Genomic DNA, 22,785 nt, shown 5'->3' on the forward strand with positions numbered 1-22,785 from the left:
GCCCCTGCTCTGGGCAGGGGCCCATTGTGCGACGGCGCGACCGCTAGGCTGCTACCGGACTTACCATCACCCCCGGGCGCGCATCGGTCGCGGCTGTACCGTCAAAGGTTGTCACCCCGTTCACCACCGTCAGGCGCATCGGCGCCGGCTGCCGGGTCCAGCGCCAGGTGTGCCCGCCCTTGCCGTTCGGCACGTCGTACACACGCTCCATATCCCGCGATTCGATCTCGTCCAGCTTGAACACAGTGATGTCAGCGCGCTTGCCCACCACCAGTTCGCCCCGGTCCGGCAGCGAGAAGTGCCGCGCCAGCTTGCCGGTCATGGAGTGGATGGCCTCCTCGATCGTGATTTTGCCGGTTTCACGCACCCAGTAGGTCAGCAGCTTGATGTTTTCGCCACCGCCGCAGAACATCTGGCCGTGGGCGCCGCAGTCGTTGATATTGCCGGTGGCCATGGGGTCCTTGATCAGGGCCTCCACCACATCGTCGGTCATCGCAAAGGGCGGCATGGTGACGGTGGACTCCAGGCCATTGGCGAGAATCCACTCGGCCATCGCATCCGACGGGTGGGGCGCTCCGATTTGCTGCTGGTACTCGCCCAACGTGGTGTGAATGGGGCCGGCGCCATTCTCGGAGTTGAGCAACTGCAGGTTCTCGGCCCGGCCTTTGGGGAAGGGAGAAAACTCAAAAGTCTCCTCATCCCAACTCTTGCGCGCGCGTGCGCGCCACTCGGGGTCGCGCAGGATGCGGATTTTATCCTCGTCAGTCTCTGCGGTGACCACCTCGTGCCACACATAGTCATTGCTCTGGGCGAACATCAGGGAGTTCTGCACACTGAGGGTCGAAGTCACCGGAATGTGGGCAAAGCCGGTCCAGAAATCCTTTCCGGAGGCCTTGATCTGCTCGTGCAGTTGCACCAGTGGTGCCTGGATGCCCATCAGGTCGCGCTGGAACTCCAGGGTCGGCACGCCGCCCCACTGCACGCGGACATTGAGGCCATCGGACAATCGCACCAGTCGCTGCAGGGATTCCCCCGCGGTCATATTGCGGAAGGTGTCGAGGATGATCTGCAGGCTGCTGCCGGGATAGCGGTCCAGCACCTCCATCAGGGCGCGAAACTCGGCGTCGTCGGCCATCAGGCTCGGCACCGGACGATCCTCGCCATCGTGATCCATCAGGTTGGAGGACATGCCCATGGCACCGGCCGCCATGGCCTCCTCCAGCATCTGCGCCATGTGCTCGATTTCAGCCGGGGTCGCGGCGCGCTCCCAGGCCTCCATCCCCATGGCCGCCAGGCGCAGGGCGATATGGCCGCAATACACCGCGTAGTTCAGGGGCACCTTGCACTTTTCCACCATGGAGTCCCGGTACTCCGGCCAGGTCTTCCAGTCCCAGGGCAGCTTGTCGATAAAGGGGCCTTCGGGAATGTCTTCAAAGAAGGAGAAGATTTTCACCACCTCGCGACGGGCTGCGGCATCGTCGGACAGGGGGGCGGTGGCAAAGCCGCAGTTGCCCATCACCTGGGTGGTAGCACCGTAGCCGGGCAGCGGGTCGAGGCTATTGTCCCACCACATGGCGCCATCGTAGTGGGTGTGAGATTCGATGAAGCCGGGGGCGACGATGCAGTCCGCGGCGTCATAGCGCGCTTCACCTTCAGCGGGGCTCAGGCCCTCGCCGATTTCAACAATCAGTCCCTGGCGAATGCGCACATCGGCGCGATAGGCCGGTGCACCGGTGCCGTCGACGACAGTACCGTTCTGGATCAACAGGTTTTGCGGCTCACTCATGGTTTTATCCTCATTATCGTGGGAACACAGGCCGGGCGTGGCGACGCGCTGCAACCAGCACCAATGTACTCTCGCCAGCGATGGGCTAGTATGATCATTGCGTTGAATACTTGGACGATTTTACTGACATGAAGCACGAGCGCGATGCCGCCAACGCCCTCTTCCGTCTGCTGGACGGGCGCCCGGTAGCCGCGGCACAACTGGACAGCGCCGGGCACTGGTTCGAAACCCTGGATACACCGCTGGATCGCCGTTCCATCAAGTACTATGTGGAAGCGCTGCAGCGCCCGCTGCCGGCGGCCAGTCCGCTGGCCGTAGTGGCGCCGCGCTGGCGTCAGGCCTGGTGTGAGGAGGCCGGTTTCAGCGCTGAAGACGCGGCGGGATTCTTGCAGGATTACCTCAGCAACCTCGACCCCAACCTGCTGTTTCGCGCCCCCATCACTGCTGGCTACGCCCGCTGGCGCAGCGCCGAACTGAAGCGCGGTTTTGCCTACGGCAGCGAGAGCGAACAGGGCTGGAGCATGCTGTGCTGCGAGGGCGGCGGCGCCAGTCTGCGGGCGGCGGGTCGCAGCCTTGCCCTCAAGCCAGACATGGTGGTACTGGTCGCGCCGGGCGCTCTCTACAACCTCCAGCCGCTTGCCGGGGAAAATGAATGGCGTTACGACTGGGTAGTATTCCAGCCCGATTCACGCTGGCGGGACTGGCTGCGCTGGCCCGAGTTCAGCAGTCAGGTCAGTGTCCTGCACATAAACGGCGCCGCCACTGCCAGAATACGCACCCTGTTCCGCGACCTCGAGCACTGCCTGCACAGCGAGGATGCACTGCGCGAGGAGTTGTCACACAACCTGCTGGAGCAATTGATACTGCGCTGCCGCGCCTGCCTGCCGCCGGGCTACCAGAGCCAGCGCGACGCGCGCATTGAGCGCGCCCGGGAGTTTATCCGCACCCACTATATTGAGGCCTTCAGCCTGGAAGACGTGGCGCAGGCCGCCAGCCTCTCTCCCTCGCGCCTGTCGGGCCTGTTCCGCGAGCAGTGTGGCCTGAGTGTGCTGGGTTACCGGGACGAGTTGCGCATGGCCCACGCCGCCCGACTGCTGCACGACAGCGCCCTCGGTATCGCCGACATCGGCGCCGAGGTGGGCTACCCGGACCCCGCCTATTTCTCCCGCACCTTCAGTCGCCATGTTGGGGTTTCACCCCGGGCCTACCAGCAGGGCACTAACAGTAATTGAACGACGGGTCGCTGCTGTCGCGGGACGAGACAGCGCTGACATAGCCTTTCACGCTGGCCTGGCCAGCCTCAGCGCCCAGTGGATGGATGGTCTGCATGTCGAGCACATGCTCCCGGTGCTCAATGGCCCAGCGCCCTTTGCGGCAGGCCCAGCGATCGAGATAGCGGCCGCGGCCGACGATTTCCTGCTGCCGCCCATCGGCATCGGGCAGGGTCCACAGGCACACGGTGACGTAGCTTTCGCTGCGGGCGCTGTCGCCATCCACGGCAATCCAGCTCTGGGCGATCTGGTGGGAGTGGCGTTCCATGGCCGCGTGGGCCTGCCACACCCAGTCGACAAAGCCGTGCCCGCTGCCCTCGAAGATATCGTGATAGAGGGCGCTGCCATCGCTGTGCCAGACGCCATAGGCCGCGTTCTTGTCCATGCGATCGAGGGCCCGGCAATACTGCGCCAGAACCCGGCGAATTTCCGCTTCGGCGGCCAGTTGCTGTAGTTCCTGTGGAGCCATTTCCAACCCTCGCTTACCCGATTGGCACCGAGTATAGCCACGCGCCCCGTTTTGCGCCGGCAACGGGGTGTAGCTATTCAGCCCACCCTGGCCTTTGCCCGGCGGCAGCCGGTGCACCGGCTCAGGGCTGGGGCTCGCCGGCCGGGCGCTGGCCGGACAGGCGCTCACTCCACTCCAGTACCACCACCGTCAGCGCAGGCAGCATGGTCAGGGTGACCAGTGCCGCGCCGAGAATGCCGAACATGACAATGGCGCCAACACCGCGATACAGCTCGGTGCCGGCCCCCGGGATCATCACCAGCGGCGCCAGGCCGCAAATGGTGGTAATGGTCGACATGGCGATCGGTCGCAGGCGCGCTTCCACCGCCTCCCTCACCGCTGCAACGGGTTCCAGACCATGCACTTTCACATTCCGCACGGCACGGTCAACGATCAGGATGGGGTTGTTGACGACGGTCCCCATGAGAATGAGGAAGCCGAGCATGGAAATCATGTCGAAGGGCTGCACGATGGCCGCCATACCCAGCGCCGGCAACAGGGCGCCGACACCGTTCAACAGCGCCAGGCCAACAATACCGCCAGCGATCCCCAGTGGGATAGAGGTCATGATCAGCAGGGGATAACCCCAGTGCGTGAAGATGGCCACCATCAGCAGGTAGATGATGAAGAGCGCGACCGCGTAATTGCTGACCAGCGCCTCCCGGGTGGCGTCCAGCTGATCGGCAGCGCCGGAAATATCAATGGTCACGCCCGCCGGGATTTCACCGCTCTCACGCATTCCCGCCACCAGCTCATCGCGCACCATGGCCACACCGGTTTCCAGCGGGATGCTGCGCGGCGGAATGATATTGAGCGTGACTGTGCGGCGGCCGTTCACCCGGCGCAGCGAGTTGGTATCGACAGACTCCTCGATGCTCGCCAGTGCGCCCAGCGGCAGCACCGCGCCGCTGGGTGTGTACACCGGTAACTGGGCCAGGTTGTCCAGCTCGGCATTCTGGCCCACATCGGAGTAGAGGTAGATGTCGATCTTGTCGTCTTCCATAAAGAACTCATCGACATAGCTGCCGTCGGTGAGTGCCGATACGGTGAACCCGAGGTCCTCGGCGGTCAGCCCCAGCTCCGCTGCCCGCTCCCAGTGGGGGTGAATTTCCACCATCGGCTGCGCCAGGGTCAGGGAGGATGGCTGACTCTGGATGCGCGGGTTGTCGAACACTTCCCCGGCGTGGCGGTAAGCCGACAGCGCCACCCGGTAGATATCCTCCAGGCGCGCCCCGCCGATATCGAGATTGATGCTGCGCGTACCGCCGTCGTTGCTAGTGATGATCGAACCGCGAGCGGCGAAGGCGCGCATGCCCGGGTAGCCTTCATAGACCTCGGTGAGGACGTCCATCAGGGCTTCGATATCGGCGCCGTCCACCGGCTCGGTAATGATGCGCATGTTGCCCGTGCCGATACGAATGTTGAGGTATTTCAGGGCGGGTACCGGCGCCCCGCCGCGCTGGAAGTCCACGGGATCGGCATCGACGAAGGGCAGCAGAAACTGTTCGATCTCGCGCCCGATCTGCAGCATGGCCGGCAGGTTGTAGCCTGGGGGAGCATTCATGGAAGCAAAGACCTTCGGCTCTTCGCCCTCGGGTAGATACTCCGCCGGCGGCGTCAGCCAGGCGATGATTACCACGCTCAACAGGCAGGTTACGCCAATACAGGTATAGCGCCGGCGCGGCGTGGCCAGCAGGGCCTCCACCGCGGCCAGGGTCGATCGACGCAGGCGCTCGCCGCTGGCGCTGCCCTCGCCTTTGCCCCGGGAGCGGATGGTCAGTCGCGCCGCGGCCGTGGGCAACACGGTGATCGCCACCAGCATCGAGGCCAGGATGGCGGCGGATATGGCCATTGCAATGTCGGAGTACAGTTGCCCGGCCTCCTCGCGCACAAACAGCACCGGGATAAACACCAGCACCGTGGTCATGGTAGAGGCGAAGACCGCCGGCCACACCTGGCGCACGCCCTCCACCGCGGCGCGGATGCGGTCGGCGCCCCGCCGCCGCTCCAGCTCGATGCTTTCCAGCACCACGATACTGTTGTCCAGGGTCATGCCGATGGCAAAGGCAATACCGGCGAGGGAGATCACATTCACCGTGCGCCCCGCCAGCAACAGGCCGAGGAAGGCCACGATGATGCAGATGGGAATGCCCATCACCCCCACCAGGGTGGTGCGCCAGGAGCGCAGGAAGAGGTACATCACCGCCGTGGCCAGCAGCGCGCCGAGAATGAGGTTCTGCCACACATTGGCCACCGAGTCCTCGACGTAGCGCACGTCGTCGGACATCAGTTCCATCACCAGGCCGTTGGGCTGCAGCAACTCGGCATTCATCGGTTCCAGGTCGGCGAGAATGGCGCGCTTGATGTCGATCACATTGGAGCCGGACTCCCGCCGCAGGGCGACCATGATGCCGTCCTGGCCATTGAAGGTGGTGACATCCCGCTTCTCGAAATGGTCGAGCTGGATGGTGGCGACATCGGCCAGGCGGATCACCGAGTCGCCGCGGCGCGCCAGCACCAGGTCATTGAGCGAGGCCACCGAATCGAAGCGCCCGACCGTGCGCAACAGGTACTGGCGCTTGCCCGATTCAATTTCACCGCCCGACCGGTCGCGGTTGCGGCTGCGAATGGCGTTGCGCACGTCGGCGAGGCTCAGGCCGCGCTGGGCCAGCCGGGCCGGATCGATCAGGATCTGCACCTGCCGTTCGGCGCCGCCCCAGACACTGACTTCCGATACCCCGGGGACCCGCGCCAGGCGCGGCTTGACGTTGTCCTCCAGGAAGTCGCGGCTCAGGTCCATATCGAGCTGGCGCGGATTGCCCGGCAGCGGCGTGACGATGAAGAACATGAAGTTATTGGCGGAGAATGAGTTGGCGTAGATGCGCGGCTCGTCCACCGCCTCGGGATAGGAGGGCACCTGGCTGAGGGCGTTATTGACCCGGATCAGCATTTCGGTGATGTCGGTGCCGAAGGGAAACTCCAGTTCGATCTCCGCCGAGCCGCTCCCGGCGGTGGCGATGATGCGCGACAGATTGGGCAGGTTGCGCAGGTACTCCTCCTGCTCGATGAGAATCTCCTTTTCCACATCCTGCGGTGTCGCGCCGGGCCAGTTGGTGCGCACGCTGATCACCCGCACGTCGAGATCGGGGATCATCTGCACCGGAATACGAAGGGCGGCGACAATGCCCAGCACACAGACAATCAATACAGTGACCGTCATCAGGGTGCCGCGGGCGACGATCTTCTCGAACATGGTCTAGGCCCCTCCGGCGGACGCCGACGCCTTGCGCACCGTCACCGCCTGACCGATCTGCAGGGCCTCATTGCCCTCCAGCACTACCAGCTCATCACCGGACAGGCCGCTGCGGATTTCCACCAGCCCGTCGAACTGCAGGCCGGTCTGCACCAGGTTCTCGGTCACGGTGGGACCATCGCCGTCGCGCTGAATGGTCCACACCACGGTGCGGCCATCGGGATAACGCAGGGTGGCATCCCGCGGCACCACCAGTCCGTTGCGCCCGGTGGGCATCTGCAGCACCGCGCTCACCGACATGCCGGGCATCAGCCGGGGGCCTTCATCCCCGGGCAGCACCCGCAGCATGAAAGTGCGGGCGCCGGGGTCGGTGACCGGCACCGCGGTTTCCACCTGGCCCACATAACGCAGTTGCGGCGCGGTGCTCAGGCTGTAGTGAACCTCGCCGCCTTGGCGAATGGCTTCCAGGTAGTCTTCCGCGACAGGAAAGTCCATGCGGACTGCATCGACGGCCACCAGATCCAGCACCGCCTGCCCCGGCGTCACCCACTCGCCGAGGTCGGTCAGTTTGGCACTCACCACCCCGGCGAAAGGTGCCCGCAGAGTGTGTCGCGCCAGCACCGCGCGCTGGTAGGCCGCGTCTGCCAGCGCCTGCTCGCGGGCGGCCTGGTCCTGCTGCACTTCCGATTCGATGTCCCGCACCACGCTTTCGGCAATGCTGCGCTGGGGAATCAGTACCTGCGCTTCCTTGAGCCGTCGCCTGGCGTCTTCCAGCGCATTGCCGGCCTGCCGCGCCCGGGCCTCGGCGCTGTCCAGCTGCAGGGCCGCCAGTTCGGGATCCAGCTCCAGCAGTACATCGCCCTCCTCCACCCGCGAACCGGCATCGACCCGCAGCGACTGCACCAGCCCGCTGGTGGCCGCCGACAGGCGCGAACTGCGCTGGGCCATCACGGTACCGGTGAGGGGTACCTGTTGCAGTATGGCCATGCGCCGTACTTCGGCAACGGTAACCGGTACCCCGGCATTCTGGGCGCTGACAGGGACCATGACAGAGACCGCCAGTACAGCGACCAGCAGGGACAAAGTGGATCGGTGGCGGGAAATCACGGGAATGCTCTGCACCTTGTTGGCAATAAACAGGAATGACTATCAATCAGGCAGCAAGAATATAGGACAGCCCGCCCACTTACTATGTTCCCGCCACCGGCCAACTGGCATTTCCAGCGCCCTCCCCCTACCATCGGACACTCAGGGGAAAGCGAGCGGCACCGATGAATCCGTCACTGTCACCGCTGGACTGGCTGGTGATCGGCGCGTATCTGGTGTTCCTGGTGCTGTTCGCCCTGTGGCTGGCCCGGCAACAGCGCGACCGCAACGACTACTACGTGGGAGGCCGGGCCCTCGGCGCCTGGCCGGTCGCCATCTCGGTGATGGCTACCCAGTGCTCCACCAACAGTATCCTCGGCGCACCGGCCTTTGTCGCCTTCGCCGCCGGTGGCGGCCTGGTGTGGCTGCAGTATGAACTGGCCCTGCCGCTGGCCATGGTGCTACTGATTCTGCTGGTCATGCCCCTGTTTCGCCAGTTGCAGCTGGTGTCGGTCTACGCCTACCTTGAACAGCGTTTCGATCTGCGCACCCGCCTGCTGCTGTCGGCGCTGTTCCAGTTTGTGCGGGCTTTCGCCACGGCGGTCACCGTATTCAGCATCGCCATTGTCATCGACCTCATCCTCGGTATCGGCTTTTTCTGGTCGGTGGTGATACTCGGCGTGTTTACCGTGGTCTACGACGTACTCGGTGGCATCCGTGGGGTGATCTACAGCGACGTGCTGCAGATGGCTATCCTGGTCGTGGTGCTGGCGCTCCTGCTGGTGCTGCTGGCCGCCGACCACGGCGGTATCGGTGGACTGCTGGAGCGCATCGAACCGGCCCGGCGCCAGGCCCTGGACTTCAGTCGTCACGGCCTCGGCGACGGCGAGACCTTTGCCTTCTGGCCGATGCTGATCGGCGGCCTGTTTCTCTACCTGGCTTACTACGGCTGCGACCAGAGCCAGGTGCAGCGCCTGCTCAGCACGCGCGACATCGACACCACCAACCGCGCCCTGATGATCAATGGCCTGCTGCGCTTCCCGCTGGTGGCCCTGTACTGCCTGGTGGGGGTCGGCATCGCCGCCTACGCCAGCGAAAACAGCGGCTTCATCCCCAGTCTGCCTCTGCACGATGGCGCTCCCCAGTACAACCTGGCGGTGCCGCGCTACATGATCGACAGCCTGCCACCGGGGCTGGTGGGCCTGGGGCTGGTGGCACTGTTTGCCGCCGCCATGTCGTCCCTGGATTCGGTGCTCAACTCCCTCAGCGCCACCACCATGGAAGATTTTGTACTGCGCTTCTCGCGCCGGCCGCCAGGCCCGACCCGGGAGCTGTGGCTGTCGCGCGGGATTACCGTGGCCTGGGGCGTGGTGACCCTGACCCTGTCCTTTTATGTCGGCGATATCGCCCCGACCGTGCTGGAAGCCATCAACAAGATCGGCTCCCTCGCCAATGGGCCCATCCTGGCGGTGTTCGCCCTCGGCCTGCTGACCCGCCGCGCCGATGGCCGCGGTGCCTGTGTCGGCCTGCTGCTGGGCATCGCCGGCAACGCCCTGATGTGGCGCTACGCGCCGGGAGTGTCCTGGCTGTGGTGGAATGTCATCGGCTTTGTCGTCACCTTCGGCGGCGGGTGGCTGCTCAGCGCGTCCAGCCACCGTTTCGACCGCGAAGCCCTGCCCCATCCGCTGGCGTTGCTGCGACGCGAATCCCGCCTGCACTGGCCGCGGCGCTGCATCCTGCTGCTGTGCTGGTTTGCAGCCCTGCTGGCGTTGCTGGCGAACATCGGCTAGAGCTGCGGCCCCTTGCCCCGGGCGATGCGCTCTGCCACAGCCTTCTCCTGCAGGCCTGCCACCCAGTCACTGGCAGCAAGTTGCGCGCGGATAGCCTGTTCTACATCCACCATGCGTGCCCCCACGGCCTTCACCGGATTTCCGATCATGCGAAATGACAGATAGGAGGCGCACTGCTCGGGGCTGGCGTACTTCAGCTCGCGATCGCGCCCCTGAACCAGGCTACTCAGGCTACCGGCAACCGGCCCGCTGGCCGCGGTCGAACAGAGCTTGCGACCGGCGGGGAAGTGCCACTGCAGGCCGTAAATTTGCGAGGCCGGCTGGCCATACTTGCCGATCAGGGCCTGTTGGAACTCAGCCAGCGTAACCGGGTTGGCGATGTTGTTGTCGCTGCGCGTGATCTGCACGACCCGGCCGCCGAGGGGCGGCGGCGAGAATTCCACCGTCACCGACAGGATCTCCTGGTTACTGAGGTCGTGGCGGACAGGGCCGGAAATGCTGCCCAGAAACTCCTCGGTTTGCAGATTCTGCAAACCGTCGGAATAGTGGAAGTAGGCATTGCGCACGTCGAGTTTGACGTCGGGGTTCAACTGGCGAAAGAGCGCTTCTACCTGCTCTCTGTCCATCCCCAGGCGAAATCCCAGTATGTCAAAGGCTTCCCCCTCCTGCCCGCCCCGGGCGGATCCGGCGGACAGCGACAATACCACCAGCACGACGGCGGCCACTCGCCGATACAACGGCTGAGGAACCCACATCGGCTGCACTCCCTCACACATCACGCTCATGACTGCTCACCCCGGACTGAGGAGAACACTTGCCGGAACGCCGCCCGGCACTCTTCTTTTACGTTGTGTATGGTGATGCTGCGCTGGCCACGGAAGCTGTTGAAGCCCACATACAGACACGCGACCTGGGCCAGGGCCACCAGCAGGAACAGCAGGGTGCCGCGGGTCAGCAAGAGCAGCAGGGCCGCCGCTGTGCTCACCAGCAGAACCAGGCTCAGATGAGATACATCCAGGATATTCAGTCGCGCCCGGTAGCCTGTGAGGCCCAGCACCGCCAGCAGCACCGACACCAGGCTCAGCACCGCCAGGGGCGACACCAACAGCCCCAGCCCCGCACCGGCCAGGGCCAGCAGATAGCAGTAGCGCGTGTACCTGGCCGGTGGAATAAAGCCCGCAGGCTCGCTGTGCCGCTGAGCGGCACAGGATTCGCCACTCACCGCAGTGTGCTGACCGCTGGCGAACCACGCTGCACTACCCGCCAGCAAGGCGATCACTCCGAGCCAGAACACAACGGGGCTGTAGGCCGGCCCTTCGGCAAAGGCCACCGCGCCCTCGCAAATCGCTGTCGAGGAGTACAGGCAGGCCAGCAGACGCGCGCTATAGTCCTCGCCCATGAAACTGCCCGCCATTTCCATGGCCTCGGCATAAGTGATAAAGAACCAGACCGCCGCAATCAGGACCAACCCGAGCCCTCCGGCGATTAACAGCAGGCTGAACTTTCTGGTATCCATGCTATATCTCCTGTCTGCATCATTACCTTCAGGCTGGCGCAGGGCCGCGCAGATGTCCTATCTTTGCCATAACCAATTCCTAACCCGGCAAAAAAGGGCGGGGATTCAACATCTTGCATGGATCCTGCGAGGAGCCGGACAGCGATGGTGAAGACTTCGAAGACGGCCCTGTTCCGCTATCGCTTCGGCACGGCGGAGTTCGACGAGGCCCGGTTCGAGTTGCGGGTTGCCGGCTTGCCGGTGGATATCCAGCGCAAACCGCTGGAAGTACTGGCCAAACTACTGGCCCATGCCGGCGAAGTAGTCACCCGGGAGGAGTTGCTGGACACGGTGTGGCAGGGTCGCCCCACCGTGGACAACGTGGTGGCCAACGCCATCGCCAAGTTGCGCGCTGCCCTCAATCCCGAGGGCGCGAGCTTTATCATCACCCAGCCCCGGGTCGGCTATCGCTTCCACGGCCCGCTGGAGCGTACCGCTGTCGGCCGTCACCTCGGCAGCCGGCTGGACCTGGCGCCGGGTGCGGCGGTTCCGGGCCGCCCCAACTTCCTGCTGGAAAACCGCCTGGGCGGCTCGCGGGACAACGAAGTCTGGAGCGCCAGACACGCAAAAACCGGAGAGCTGCGGGTCTACAAGTTCAGCCCCGGCGGCGAAAGCCTGACTGAGCTGAAACGCGAGGCCACCCTGTACCGTGTGTTGCGGGAGAACCTCGGTGAACGACCGGACTTCGCGCGCATCATCGACTGGAACTTCGAGACAGCGCCCTTCTTCCTTGAATGTGACTACGCCGGCGAGTCCCTGATCGCCTGGGTCGCGAGCGGACAGGGTCTTGCCGCCATGGCACTGGAACAGCGACTTGAACTGTTCCTGCAGATAGCCGATGCAGTGGCCGCCGCGCACAGCGTCGGGGTGCTGCACAAGGACCTCAAGCCGGCCAACGTCCTGATGGACCCGACACCAGAGGGCGGCTGGCAGGCCCGCCTGAGTGACTTTGGCAGCGGCCGCCTGCTGGAAGCGGCCCGCCTGGGCGATATCACCGGCTCCGGGCTGAGCACCAGCGGCAGCATCCTGAGCGATTCCGGCAGCGGCACTGCGCACTACCTCGCCCCGGAACTGCTGGCAGGTCAGCCGCCCACCGTCCAGAGCGACCTCTACGCACTGGGCGTGATGCTCTACCAGTTTGTCGTTGGCGACCTGCGCAAACCCATGGCACCCGGCTGGGAGCGGGATGTGAGTGACCCCCTGCTTCGCCTCGATCTGTCCGGCGCCACCGACGGTGATCCGGAGCAACGCCTGGGGGCTGTCAGCGACCTGGCCCAGCGCCTGCGCAGACTGGACGCCAGGCGCGAGGAGCGGCGCGCGCAGCAACAGGTGGAGCAGCGTGCGCGGGAAGCACAGCGCGCCCTGCAGAAAAGCCGGGCGCGACGCCCCTGGCTGATGGCGACACTGCTGACCCTGCTGGCCGGGCTTGGCGCCAGCCTGTTCCTGTACCGCCAGGCGAGTATCAGCAGTGAGCGGCTGCAGGCAGTGAACGATTTCCTCTACCGGGATGTACTGGCCAACACCGGCGCCCTCAAGACCGACAGCGACCCGGACCCCGGCATGCGGCGCGTACTGCGCCACGCCGCGGACACCGTGGGCGAACGTTTCGCCAACGACCCGGGCAGTGAGGGCTGGATTCGCAACGGCATTGCCCAGGGCCTGACCGGCCTCGGTGACTACAGCGCGGCGGAACAGCAGCAGCGTCTCGCCGTGGATCTGCTGGGTCGCGCCTACGGCCCGGCTCACCCGCGCAGCCTGCTGGCGCGGCGCGGCTACGCCATGTTGCTGCTGGAACAGTCGCGGTTTGACGAGGCCGAGGCCGTGCTGTCCGCGGTGGACAATCTGCAGCGCAGCGCCAGCAGTAGCAGCCCGGAGGACGCCTTTGTGCTGCAGGCCCTGCGCGGCATGTTGAGAGCGGCGCGCAAGGATTGCAGCGGCGCACTCAAAGACCTGCGCAGCGCCGAGGCCATCGCCCTGCCGCCCTCGCCAGAATCCTCCTACAACCTGTTCAACGTGCGCTCATGGATTGGCGAGACACTGAACTGCCTCGGCCAGCACGACAAAGCACTGGCGCACTACCGCGAACTGTTCCATTCACCCTACGATGCTGCGGCCCTCGGCCCCGCCCTGATCGCCTACGCCCGCCTTGGACAGGCCAACGCCATGCTCCACAACGGGCAACAGGAAGGCGCCGGGGCAACCCTGCAGGCAGCGCTGCGGCAGCTGGAAAGCGGTATCGGCGACAGCGACCCCTTTACCCTGGGGCAGGCCCTGGTGGTTGCCGGCCGTTTCTATATGGAAACGGGTGATCTGGAACGCGCGGCGGGCTATCTGCAGCGCGGGCGTCAGCTCCTGCTGAGCGTGGACGAGCGTCAGGAGAAAGCCCTGAACGCACAGCGCATGCTGGCCAGCATCGACTATTGCCGGGGCGACCTCCGGCCCGCCGCAGCCCGACTGGGCGAAGCCCGGGCGGCCTTCGTTACGACTTGGGGAACCCGGGCCCCGGATACCCAGGCTGCCAGTTTCTGGCTGGCGGCCACCCTGCTGGAAAGTGGCGAGGTGGAAGGGGCCGCCCGGCTGGCGAAGGACCTGGACCCCGCCGCCCTCACCATCGCCATGGGCGATGCAAAATGGAAGACGAAGCTGGCTGCCCTGCAGGCCCACACCCGGGCAGGCACACCACTGCGGCGGGGGATGCTGCCTACTGAGCTCTGCGCCGTGCAGGCGCCGGGGCAATACAGTACTGCCAGCGAATCAGGCCAGATCACCCGCCAGGGCCTGTAGCCGCTGCCTCAGCCACTGGTTGGCGGGGTCGCCATCGGCATTGCCGTGCCAGAACAGGTGCCACTCCAGCGGCGGCACCGGGAACGGCAGCGGCCGCGACACCAGGTCAACCAGCGGCAGCAATACCCTGGGCACTGTCCACAACAGGTCGGTTTGCTGGGCGATGCGGGCCGCCACCAGGTAGTTCTGAACCCGCATCGACACCCGCCGCCGCAGGTTGCGGCTGTGCAGGGCAATTTCCACCTGTCCGCGCCCCCGGCGCCGGCTGGACACATGCAGGTGTTCCGCCGCCAGGTAGGCCTTCTCCGTCATTTTCCGGCGCGCCAGCGGATGCCCGCGGCGCATGGCCACCACATAGGGCAGGCTGGCCAGCGGCGCGTGGCGCAGTTCCCGGGCATTGAACACCGGTGCATCGAGCAGCAGGTCCGAGCGCCCGGCGCGCAGTTCATCGACGGCCGAGGCCCGGTCCACGTAATAGCTGGCCACCGCCACGCCCGGCGCCGCGTGCGCCAGCGACGACTGCAGGGCCGGCAGCAACAGGGATTCGGCCAGGTCGTTCATACCCAGGCGGAATGTCTTGTCCGAGGTCGCCGGGACAAAGCGGGCACCGGCGCCCACACTGCGACGCAGTAACACCAGCGCCTCGCGCACATCGGCCACCATACGTTCCGCCACCGGCGTCGGCTGCATCCCGTCCGGGGTGCGCAAGAAAAGGGGGTCGTCGAAGGACTGCCGCAGGCGCCCGAGGGCGTTGCTCACCGCCGGCTGGGTCAGGTTGAGCTGCATCGCCACCCGGGTCACATTGCGCTCCCGGTAGAGGGCATCAAACAGGACAAACAGGTTCAGGTCGATATGATCGAGGCGCACGCCAGGGGCCCCCTCATCCAAATAACAGTTATGAATACTAACCCATAATAAAAATCAATTTCCTCAATGTGACAGGAAATCGCTAAGCTTCGACTGACAACCAGAGGAGACCACCATGTTCGAATTCAGCGACACCTCGCGCCACTACCAGGCCCAACTCGCCACCTTTATGGACGAGCATATCTATCCCAACGAAACGGCCTACCACCAGCAGCTGGCGCAGGCCGCCAATCGCTTTGCCGCACTGCCATTGATGGATGAGCTCAAGGCAAAAGCCAAAGCCGCAGGCCTCTGGAACCTGTTCATCCCGCCTTCACTGGCGGAGTTTGCCGACCACGACGGCCTGTCCAACTTCGACTACGCGCCGCTGGCAGAACTGATGGGCCGGGTGCTGTGGAGCCCGGAGGTGTTCAACTGCAACGCCCCGGACACCGGCAACATGGAAGTGTTCATGAAATACGGCAACGCCGAGCAGCAGGCGCAGTGGCTGAAACCCCTGCTGGCGGGCGAGATTCGCTCCTCCTACGCCATGACCGAACCCCAGGTGGCCTCCTCCGACGCCACCAATATCGAACTGCGTATCGAGCGCGACGGCGACGACTACGTACTGAATGGGCGCAAGTGGTTCATCACCGGCGCCCTGTACGAGCGCTGCACGATTTTCATCGTGATGGGCAAGTCCGATCCCGACAATCCCAATCGCCACCTGCAACAAACCCAGATCCTGGTGCCCAAGGGCACGCCGGGGCTGGAAGTGATTCGCCCGCTGACCACCCTCGGCTACGACGACGCCCCCATTGGCCACGCCGAACTGCGCTTTGACAATGTGCGGGTGCCGGCGGCCAACCTGCTGCTGGGCGAGGGCCGCGGCTTCGAGATCGCCCAGGGCCGCCTCGGCCCGGGCCGTATCCACCACTGCATGCGCCTGATCGGCGCCGCCCAGCGCTCACTGGAACTGGCCTGCACCCGCGCCACCCAGCGCACCACCTTCGGCCGCGAACTGTCACAGCACCAGTCGGTGCGCGAGGACATTGCGAAAAGCTTTGCGGAAATCGAGATGGCGCGCCTGCTGGTACTGAAGACCTGCAAGCGCATGGACGAGGTGGGGGCCAAGGGCGCCATGGACCTGATCGCCGCCAGCAAGATCAGCGTGCCGATCATGGTGCAGACCATCATCGACCGCTGTATGCAGATCCACGGCGCCGGCGGCCTGACCGAGGATTACTGCATGGCCGAGGCCTTCAACTACGCCCGCTGGTGCCGCCAGGCCGACGGGCCGGACCAAGTACACCAGATGGCGCTGGGGAAACAGGTGATTCGGGCTTACACCGAATAATGACCAGCGGCGGCTTCAAGGCCGCCGCTTCCCGCTTCTCAACTCCGCTGGTAACTCCCCACCAGCCGGTTTATCCCCAGCACATGGGGCTCGACCTTGGCCAGGAAGTCCCACAACTCCAGCCCCTCCGGCAGGTTCAGCTCGGCATCCAGGGCCACAATCCAGAAATAGTACAGATGGGTGCCATGCCCGGGTGGCGGCATGGGGCCGCCGTAGCCGGTGTTGCCGAAATCGTTTTTCCCCGAGGTGTAGTCACTGCAGCCCTCCGGCAGTTCGGTGACCGAGGCCGGCAGGTTGTAGAGGACCCAGTGAACGAAGCCGTAAGTACCGCGCGGCTTGATCAGGGGGGCGTCGGGGTCGTGGCAGAATACGGCAAAGGATTTCGTGCCGTCCGGAATGTGATTCCAGCTCAGCGCCGGGGACACGTCCTCCCCTTCACCGGTGTGTTTCGTGGGAATGACGCCAGCGGCGCTGAAGGCAGAGCTGGTAATCTGGATGTCGGAGAGAGCGAAGCCCATGGGAGTACCTCTGTTGGCTGATGGACAAGAGCTCTACAGACTAGCAAAGGAGGGCGCCCCGCGGCCATGCCGGGGGCGCAACAAGGGCAATCAGGAGTTGGCGGCCACCGGCGGCAACAGGGCCGGCTCCTTCACCTCACTCCAGTCCGGGCGGCTGAGCCCCTCGGCGTAGCGGTACAGCAGCCACACCAGGCCGCAGAGCAGGAACATGGCGCCAAACAGTATGGAGCCGCTCCACAGCTCGATCACAATGCCCCCCGCCAGCGGCGCCAGGGACCAACCCAGCGAATAGAACGAGGAGGCGCCGAAGTAGCTACCACGCAGGTGGTCCGGTGCCATCTGGTCGATCTGCACGCTCATGGTGGGGAACAGGATCGCCTCCGCCACGCTCACCACGAAGGTAGCGCCCAGCCAGCCCAGCACGAAGTGCACCGGATTCAGGGCCACCCACAGCTGGCCCGCCGCCAGTATCACCAGGCCGATGATGATGCGCTGGTTGGCCGGCATGCCGGACATCAGCGACAGCAGCGGAAACTGCAGCAGAATCACCGTGACCGCATTCACCAGGATCAGGCTGGAGATCAGCGCCACCAGGTTCGGCACCTCAACTCGCGTCAGGTACTGCACCAGGCTGGAGTCCATCTGCGCGTAGATGAACAGCGCCAGTACATTGGCCAGGATCACCACCAGGAACTTGTGATCCTGGCGCAGCACCCGCAGTGTGCCCCTGAAAGAGGCGCTGCGGTCGCGCCGCTGCCGCGCCACCCGCCCGCTGGCGGTGTGGGCGAAGGCCCAGATGACCGCCAGGTTCAATGCCAGGTAGCTGAGCGCCGTCAGGCCGAAGGTCGACTGCTGGGCGCTGAGCCCCGCCCACACGCCAACAATCGGACCCATGGCCGCACCGGCGTTGACCAGGAAGTAGCGCAATTGCAGAGCCAGTTCCCGCGACCGCCGCTCCTTGAGCAGGTCACCGATCAGCGCGCTGGACGGCGGCTCCCAGATGGCCCGGCCCACCGAGCACAGGCTCATCGCCGCCACGAATGCCGGCAGGCTCTCGGCGAAAGCCAACACCGCGAAGGCCACCGCATTGATGGCCGTTCCCGCCAGCATGATGCTGCGGCGCCCGTGCCGGTCCGAGAGCGCGCCCACATAAAAGCCGAGCACTGCCGCCCCGACCGCCGAAGCACTCAGAATCAGGCCGATCTGGGCCGCGCCCAGGCCGAATTTTTCGTACAGCAGAATCGCCAGAAAGGGCCACACCATGAAATAGGTGCCGCGCCCGAAGAAACTGCCAAACAGGATGATCCACACCAATGGCGGAAACTCCCGTAATTGCCGCCACGCTTGCCATTTCATTGTTGTTTCCCTCCCATTTGAATGGCTTGTTGTCGTTGTCCGGGCGCCATAAAGCAGAAAACCCGGAAGGTCTGCCTTCCGGGTTTTCTGGAGAGAAAAGGAGGAAGGCGATACACCTTCCTCTGCTTTGAGCTCGGGTCAGGTGTTCATGAGCGCTTTAATGCCCACGGTGCGCATCTTCTGCACCGGCACGCTAAACGCACTTCGACACAGATAGGCGGCCGCGGACAGCGAATGCTGCCAGCGACAAGTGCTCTGTGTGTGTCGGGTGCGGTTCATGGAACGGCCTGATAAATCGGTATTGAGACCAGCAAGCTTAGCCGGATTAAAAACTGGCGCAACGACAGGCTGAGCCAACTATTCCCGTTTTGCTACGGGAATAAACTGTCAGCAGCGACTGCCCGGTCACAACAGCTTTGACGAAAGGCCATCCAAGTCGACTTGCCACAAAACCGGTAAGTGCGAATGTTGCCCACAAAATGAAAAAGCCCGGACTGAATCTCATCAGGCCGGGCTTTCTTCACCTCGCATCAATGATGCAAGCGATACTCGCCGGGGTGAATCAACCCAGGTTCGCGTTCACGAAGTCCCAGTTGACCAGTGCCCAGAAGGCGTCCATGTACTTGGGACGGGCGTTGCGGTAGTCGATGTAATAGGCGTGCTCCCACACGTCGACAGTCAGCAGTGGCTTGTCGTCGCCGGTCAGCGGGGTTTCCGCGTTGCTGGTGTTGACGATGGCCACGGAGCCGTCGGCCTTGGCGACCAGCCAGGTCCAGCCGGAGCCGAAGTTGCCCACGGCGCTGGCGGTGAACTCTTCCTTGAACTTGTCGAAGGAGCCGAAGGCCGCGTTGATTTTTTCGGCCACCGCGCCGGTCGCAGCGCCGCCGCCGTTGGGGCTCAGGCAGTTCCAGTAAAAGGTGTGGTTCCACACCTGGGCCGCGTTGTTGAACACGCCGCCGCTGGATTTTTTAACGATGGTTTCCAGATCGGCGTCCTGCAGGTCGGTACCTTCGATCAGCGGACCCAGTTTGTCGACGTAGGTGGCGTGGTGTTTACCGTAGTGGAACTCCAGAGTCTCCTGGGAAATATGGGGCTCCAGTGCGTTCATTGCGTAGGGCAGCTCGGGAAGTGTAATAGCCATGGAAAGTGACTCCTGTAGTTGTCGTTGGCAGAACCCGGATGGGGTGCAGTCAGCGGGTGCGTACTATACGGAAAGTTAATGACAATTGGCACTTGCCGGGACGCCCGGCCCGGAACGCACTGGTGTCCTGTCCCGGCCGGCGAGGCAATCTGCACGCACCAACGCACTACGGTGGTGCAGTTTTCCTCCCGGCGACGCCGCAAGGGGCGTCTTTACCGTGTACCAAGCACGCAGGATGCCAATCCTGCGCTGCGGATTCAAATGCCCGGGCAAATCCCGGGCTGGCGGCGGCTTGAAGGTGCCGGGGGCACCACTCAGAAACCCAGCAGGGCCGGGTCCAGCGTCCGCGCGAGCTCGCCGCTGGCAATCAGCGCCGAAGCGGCGGCGATATCCGGGGCGAAGTAGCGATCCTTGTCGTAGAAGGTCACTGCGCCGCGCAGCAGGTCGTGGGCGCCCTCCACGGGCGCACTGGCCTTCAGCGGGCGGCGGAAGTCCAGCCCCTGGGCCGCCGCCAGCCACTCCACCGCGAGTATGCCGGCCACATTCTCGAAAATGTCCGCGAGGCGCCGGCCGGCAAAGGTCGCCATGGAAACATGGTCTTCCTGGTTGGCCGAGGTCGGCAGGGAATCGATGGACGCCGGATGGGCCAGGGTTTTGTTTTCGCTGGCCAGCGCCGCCGCAGTCACCTGGGCGATCATGAAGCCCGAGTTCACCCCACCGTTTTCCACCAGGAAGGGCGGCAGACCACTCAGGGATGAATCGATCAACAGGGCCATGCGGCGCTCGGACAGGGCACCGATTTCCGCCAGGGCGATGGCCAGCATGTCGGCGGCCATGGCCACCGGCTCGGCGTGAAAGTTGCCGCCGGAGAGGATATCGCCGCTGTCGCTGAACACCAGTGGGTTGTCGGACACGCCGTTGGCCTCGTTCAGAAGTGTTTCCGCGGCAAAGCGGACCTGCTGCAGACAGGCGCCCATGACCTGGGGCTGGCAGCGCAGGGAGTAAGGATCCTGCACCTTTTCGCAATCCTCGTGGGAGCGCCCGATCTCACTCTCCTCCCGCAGCAGGGCGCGGTAGCAGGCGGCCATGTCTTGCTGTGTGCGGTGCCCGCGAATGGCGTGAATGCGCTCGTCAAAGGGCGTGCGCGAACCCTGTGCGGCCTCGACGGCCATGGCACCGATAACGGTTGCACTCTTGAGGGCGGTTTCGGCGGCAAACAGCCCCTGCAGGGCGAAAGCGGTGCTGGCCTGGGTGCCATTTAGCAGGGCCAGCCCCTCTTTCGGTGCCAATTGCACCGGCTGCAGCCCGGCAATATCCAGCGCGCGGGCAGCACTTATACGCTCGCCGCGATACAAAGCCTCGCCCTCTCCCAGCAGGACCGCGCTCATGTGCGCCAGCGGCGCCAGGTCACCGGACGCCCCCACCGAACCCTTGCGCGGCACCGCGGGGTAGACCTCTGCGTTCACCAGGGTGATCAGGTTGCCGATCACTTCCCGGCGGATGCCGGAGTAGCCCCGGGCCAGGGAGTTGATCTTTAACACCATCATCAGGCGCACGGTGCTCTCGTCCATAAAACTGCCAATACCGGCGGCGTGGGACAGTACAATGCTGCGCTGCAGCTCCTCCAGCTCGTCGGGCTGGATGCGGGTGTTGGCGAGCAGGCCGAAGCCGGTGTTGATGCCGTAGACCACCCGCCCCTCCTCCAGCACCCGCGCCACCGTCGCCGCGGCGGCGTCGATACCCGCATGACAGCTTTCGTCGAGGGCAACCTGCAGCGGCCCGCAGTTGACCCGGCGCAGCGCCTCCAGGTCCAGGGCCCCGGGCGTAATCATCAGACAGTCCGTACTCATGCTTTGGCTCCGGTGATCATCGGCAGGTCCAGGTGATTGCGGTGGGCACAGTCCAGCGCAATGTCGTAACCGGCATCGGCGTGGCGCATTACGCCGGTGGCCGGATCGTTGTGCAGCACGCGGGCGATGCGCCGGTCCGCCGCTTCGGTGCCGTCGCAGACGATCACCACGCCGGCATGCTGGCTGAATCCCATGCCCACCCCGCCGCCGTGGTGCAGGCTGACCCAGGTGGCGCCGCCGGCGGTGTTGAGCAGGGCGTTGAGCAGGGGCCAGTCGGAGACGGCATCGGAGCCGTCCTTCATCGCCTCGGTTTCGCGGTTGGGAGAGGCCACCGAGCCGGAATCCAGGTGGTCGCGGCCGATCACGACCGGCGCCTTCAGCTCGCCGCTGCGCACCATCTCGTTGAAGGCCAGCCCGAGACGGGCGCGATCCGCCAGCCCGACCCAGCAAATACGCGCCGGCAGGCCCTGGAAGTGAATGCGCTCGCGGGCCATATCCAGCCAGTTGTGCAACGACGGGTTGTCCGGGATCAGTTCCTTCACTTTGGCGTCGGTGCGGTAGATATCCTCCGGATCCCCGCTCAGGGCCACCCAGCGGAAGGGGCCGATGCCCTCGCAGAACAGCGGGCGGATATAGGCCGGCACAAAGCCGGGAAAGTCGAAGGCATTGCTCACCCCCTCTTCCAGCGCCATCTGGCGGATATTGTTGCCGTAGTCGAGGGTGGCGGCGCCGGCGGATTGCAGGTCGAGCATGGCCTGCACCTGAATCGCCATGGATTGCCTGGCGGCCCTGACCACAGCGGCAGCATCGGTGTTGCGCTGCTCCGCGGCCTGCGCCAGGGTCCAGCCCGCCGGCAGGTAGCCGTTCAGGGGGTCGTGGGCGCTGGTCTGGTCGGTGACCACATCCGGCGTGATACCGCGGGCCACCAGTTCGGGAAAAATCTCGGCGGCGTTGCCGAGCAGGCCCACCGAGATCGCCTGCCCGCTATCGCGAGCCTGGTCGATCATGGCCAGTGCCTCGTCGAGGCCAGTGGCCTTTTTGTCGACATAGCCGGTGCGCAGGCGGAAGTCGATACGGCTCTCGTCGACCTCCACCGCCAGCATGGAGAAGCCCGCCATGGTGGCCGCCAGCGGCTGGGCACCGCCCATGCCACCGAGGCCGGCGGTGAGAATCCAGCGCCCCTTCTCCCGCCCGTCAAAGTGCTGGCGTGCCACCGCGGCGAAGGTCTCGTAGGTGCCCTGCACAATGCCCTGGGAGCCGATGTAGATCCACGAGCCCGCCGTCATCTGGCCGTACATCATCAGGCCGCGGCGGTCGAGTTCATTGAAGTGCTCCCAGTTGGCCCAGTGGGGCACCAGGTTGGAGTTGGCCAGCAGTACCCGGGGCGCGTCGGCGTGGGTGGGGAAGACACCCACCGGCTTGCCGCTTTGGATCAGCAGGGTCTCGTCATCCCCCAGGCGCTTGAGTACCTCGACAATGGCGTCGAAGCTCTCCCAGTCCCGCGCCGCGCGGCCGATGCCACCGTAGACCACCAGGCTTGCGGGGTGCTCCGCCACGTCCGGATCCAGGTTGTTCATCAACATCCGCAGGGGGGCCTCGGTGAGCCAGCTGCGGGCAGACAGCCCGGTACCGGTGGGGGCCTTGATATGGCGTGCAGGGTCGTTGCGGGTCATGGTGTACCTCA

General features: G+C 64.9%; 16 protein-coding genes. 4 read left to right on the top strand and 12 right to left on the bottom strand.

All coding sequences use genetic code 11. The annotated features are described in order from the left end of the window. Positions 1 to 43: 43 nt before the first annotated feature. Complete coding sequence (locus FVW59_RS11095) at positions 44 to 1,786, bottom strand: N-acyl-D-amino-acid deacylase family protein (protein WP_148064365.1); 1,743 nt, start codon at positions 1,784 to 1,786, stop codon at positions 44 to 46. A gap of 128 nt (positions 1,787 to 1,914) precedes the next feature. On the opposite strand from FVW59_RS11095, the gene FVW59_RS11100 reads away from it, so the two are divergent. Continuing rightward, positions 1,915 to 3,018, top strand: coding sequence for a helix-turn-helix domain-containing protein (locus FVW59_RS11100; protein ID WP_148064367.1), 1,104 nt, complete (start codon positions 1,915 to 1,917; stop codon positions 3,016 to 3,018). On the opposite strand, the gene FVW59_RS11105 is transcribed toward FVW59_RS11100, so the two are convergent. From FVW59_RS11105 to FVW59_RS11115, 3 genes are all read right to left on the bottom strand, one after another. Then, complete coding sequence (locus FVW59_RS11105; RefSeq protein ID WP_148064368.1) at positions 3,005 to 3,526, bottom strand: nuclear transport factor 2 family protein; 522 nt, start codon at positions 3,524 to 3,526, stop codon at positions 3,005 to 3,007. The two genes, FVW59_RS11100 and FVW59_RS11105, sit on opposite strands and share 14 nt — an antisense overlap. 121 nt (positions 3,527 to 3,647) lie before the next feature. Continuing rightward, entirely contained in the window at positions 3,648 to 6,818 is a 3,171-nt protein-coding gene (locus tag FVW59_RS11110) for an efflux RND transporter permease subunit (protein ID WP_148064370.1), read from the bottom strand. Positions 6,819 to 6,821: 3 nt separating this feature from the next. After that, positions 6,822 to 7,925 carry an efflux RND transporter periplasmic adaptor subunit gene (locus tag FVW59_RS11115; protein WP_148064372.1) on the bottom strand — a complete coding sequence of 368 codons (1,104 nt, stop codon included), beginning with the start codon at positions 7,923 to 7,925 and terminating at the stop codon, positions 6,822 to 6,824. A 164-nt stretch (positions 7,926 to 8,089) separates the two neighbouring features. On the opposite strand from FVW59_RS11115, the gene FVW59_RS11120 reads away from it, so the two are divergent. Then, positions 8,090 to 9,694: a sodium:solute symporter family protein gene (locus FVW59_RS11120; RefSeq protein ID WP_148064374.1), complete on the top strand. Its 1,605-nt coding sequence runs from the start codon at positions 8,090 to 8,092 to the stop codon at positions 9,692 to 9,694. On the opposite strand, the gene FVW59_RS11125 is transcribed toward FVW59_RS11120, so the two are convergent. Next, positions 9,691 to 10,479, bottom strand: a complete 789-nt coding sequence (locus tag FVW59_RS11125) for a hypothetical protein (protein ID WP_148064376.1) — start codon at positions 10,477 to 10,479, stop codon at positions 9,691 to 9,693. The genes FVW59_RS11120 and FVW59_RS11125 overlap by 4 nt on opposite strands. Then, a complete protein-coding gene (locus tag FVW59_RS11130; RefSeq protein WP_148064378.1) occupies positions 10,476 to 11,210 on the bottom strand; it encodes a hypothetical protein in 735 nt (244 codons plus the stop codon). The genes FVW59_RS11125 and FVW59_RS11130 overlap by 4 nt, the downstream gene beginning before the upstream one ends. 144 nt (positions 11,211 to 11,354) lie before the next feature. Between FVW59_RS11130 and FVW59_RS11135 the strand changes: the two genes are divergently transcribed. Next, positions 11,355 to 14,033 (top strand): protein kinase domain-containing protein, encoded by a 2,679-nt coding sequence (locus FVW59_RS11135; protein WP_187275850.1) that lies wholly within the window; start codon positions 11,355 to 11,357, stop codon positions 14,031 to 14,033. On the opposite strand, the gene FVW59_RS11140 is transcribed toward FVW59_RS11135, so the two are convergent. Continuing rightward, positions 14,004 to 14,900, bottom strand: coding sequence for a LysR family transcriptional regulator (locus FVW59_RS11140; RefSeq protein WP_148064382.1), 897 nt, complete (start codon positions 14,898 to 14,900; stop codon positions 14,004 to 14,006). The genes FVW59_RS11135 and FVW59_RS11140 overlap by 30 nt on opposite strands. Positions 14,901 to 15,015: 115 nt before the next feature. On the opposite strand from FVW59_RS11140, the gene FVW59_RS11145 reads away from it, so the two are divergent. After that, positions 15,016 to 16,236 (top strand): acyl-CoA dehydrogenase family protein, encoded by a 1,221-nt coding sequence (locus tag FVW59_RS11145; RefSeq protein WP_148064384.1) that lies wholly within the window; start codon positions 15,016 to 15,018, stop codon positions 16,234 to 16,236. 38 nt (positions 16,237 to 16,274) lie between these two features. Here FVW59_RS11145 and FVW59_RS11150 read toward each other — a convergent pair whose 3' ends face one another. The 5 genes from FVW59_RS11150 to hutU all read right to left on the bottom strand — a co-directional run bounded on the left by FVW59_RS11150 (position 16,275) and on the right by hutU (position 22,774). Next, a complete protein-coding gene (locus FVW59_RS11150; RefSeq protein ID WP_148064386.1) occupies positions 16,275 to 16,754 on the bottom strand; it encodes a YbhB/YbcL family Raf kinase inhibitor-like protein in 480 nt (159 codons plus the stop codon). 90 nt (positions 16,755 to 16,844) lie between these two features. Further along, positions 16,845 to 18,110 (bottom strand): MDR family MFS transporter, encoded by a 1,266-nt coding sequence (locus FVW59_RS11155; RefSeq protein WP_148064388.1) that lies wholly within the window; start codon positions 18,108 to 18,110, stop codon positions 16,845 to 16,847. 562 nt (positions 18,111 to 18,672) lie between these two features. Then, positions 18,673 to 19,251 carry a superoxide dismutase gene (locus tag FVW59_RS11160; protein ID WP_148064390.1) on the bottom strand — a complete coding sequence of 193 codons (579 nt, stop codon included), beginning with the start codon at positions 19,249 to 19,251 and terminating at the stop codon, positions 18,673 to 18,675. Between the two features lie 314 nt (positions 19,252 to 19,565). Continuing rightward, entirely contained in the window at positions 19,566 to 21,101 is a 1,536-nt protein-coding gene (gene hutH / locus FVW59_RS11165; protein WP_148064391.1) for a histidine ammonia-lyase, read from the bottom strand. Further along, a complete protein-coding gene (gene hutU / locus FVW59_RS11170) occupies positions 21,098 to 22,774 on the bottom strand; it encodes a urocanate hydratase (protein WP_148064393.1) in 1,677 nt (558 codons plus the stop codon). The genes hutH and hutU overlap by 4 nt, the downstream gene beginning before the upstream one ends. Positions 22,775 to 22,785: the final 11 nt, after the last annotated feature.

Origin of the sequence: Parahaliea aestuarii (genome assembly GCF_008064635.1) — a bacterium.
In the GTDB taxonomy this organism is placed as follows: domain Bacteria; phylum Pseudomonadota; class Gammaproteobacteria; order Pseudomonadales; family Halieaceae; genus Parahaliea; species Parahaliea aestuarii.

What these genes read in the sequence shown, in the direction of transcription:
- FVW59_RS11160 (WP_148064390.1), bottom strand. Translation starts at nt 19,251, where the DNA reads ATGGCTATTACACTTCCCGAGCTGCCCTACGCAATGAACGCACTGGAG.
- hutH (WP_148064391.1), bottom strand. Translation starts at nt 21,101, where the DNA reads ATGAGTACGGACTGTCTGATGATTACGCCCGGGGCCCTGGACCTGGAG.
- FVW59_RS11135 (WP_187275850.1), top strand. Translation starts at nt 11,355, where the DNA reads ATGGTGAAGACTTCGAAGACGGCCCTGTTCCGCTATCGCTTCGGCACG.
- FVW59_RS11100 (WP_148064367.1), top strand. Translation starts at nt 1,915, where the DNA reads ATGAAGCACGAGCGCGATGCCGCCAACGCCCTCTTCCGTCTGCTGGAC.
- FVW59_RS11125 (WP_148064376.1), bottom strand. Translation starts at nt 10,479, where the DNA reads ATGAGCGTGATGTGTGAGGGAGTGCAGCCGATGTGGGTTCCTCAGCCG.
- FVW59_RS11150 (WP_148064386.1), bottom strand. Translation starts at nt 16,754, where the DNA reads ATGGGCTTCGCTCTCTCCGACATCCAGATTACCAGCTCTGCCTTCAGC.
- FVW59_RS11095 (WP_148064365.1), bottom strand. Translation starts at nt 1,786, where the DNA reads ATGAGTGAGCCGCAAAACCTGTTGATCCAGAACGGTACTGTCGTCGAC.
- hutU (WP_148064393.1), bottom strand. Translation starts at nt 22,774, where the DNA reads ATGACCCGCAACGACCCTGCACGCCATATCAAGGCCCCCACCGGTACC.
- FVW59_RS11130 (WP_148064378.1), bottom strand. Translation starts at nt 11,210, where the DNA reads ATGGATACCAGAAAGTTCAGCCTGCTGTTAATCGCCGGAGGGCTCGGG.
- FVW59_RS11145 (WP_148064384.1), top strand. Translation starts at nt 15,016, where the DNA reads ATGTTCGAATTCAGCGACACCTCGCGCCACTACCAGGCCCAACTCGCC.
- FVW59_RS11155 (WP_148064388.1), bottom strand. Translation starts at nt 18,110, where the DNA reads ATGAAATGGCAAGCGTGGCGGCAATTACGGGAGTTTCCGCCATTGGTG.
- FVW59_RS11110 (WP_148064370.1), bottom strand. Translation starts at nt 6,818, where the DNA reads ATGTTCGAGAAGATCGTCGCCCGCGGCACCCTGATGACGGTCACTGTA.
- FVW59_RS11120 (WP_148064374.1), top strand. Translation starts at nt 8,090, where the DNA reads ATGAATCCGTCACTGTCACCGCTGGACTGGCTGGTGATCGGCGCGTAT.
- FVW59_RS11105 (WP_148064368.1), bottom strand. Translation starts at nt 3,526, where the DNA reads ATGGCTCCACAGGAACTACAGCAACTGGCCGCCGAAGCGGAAATTCGC.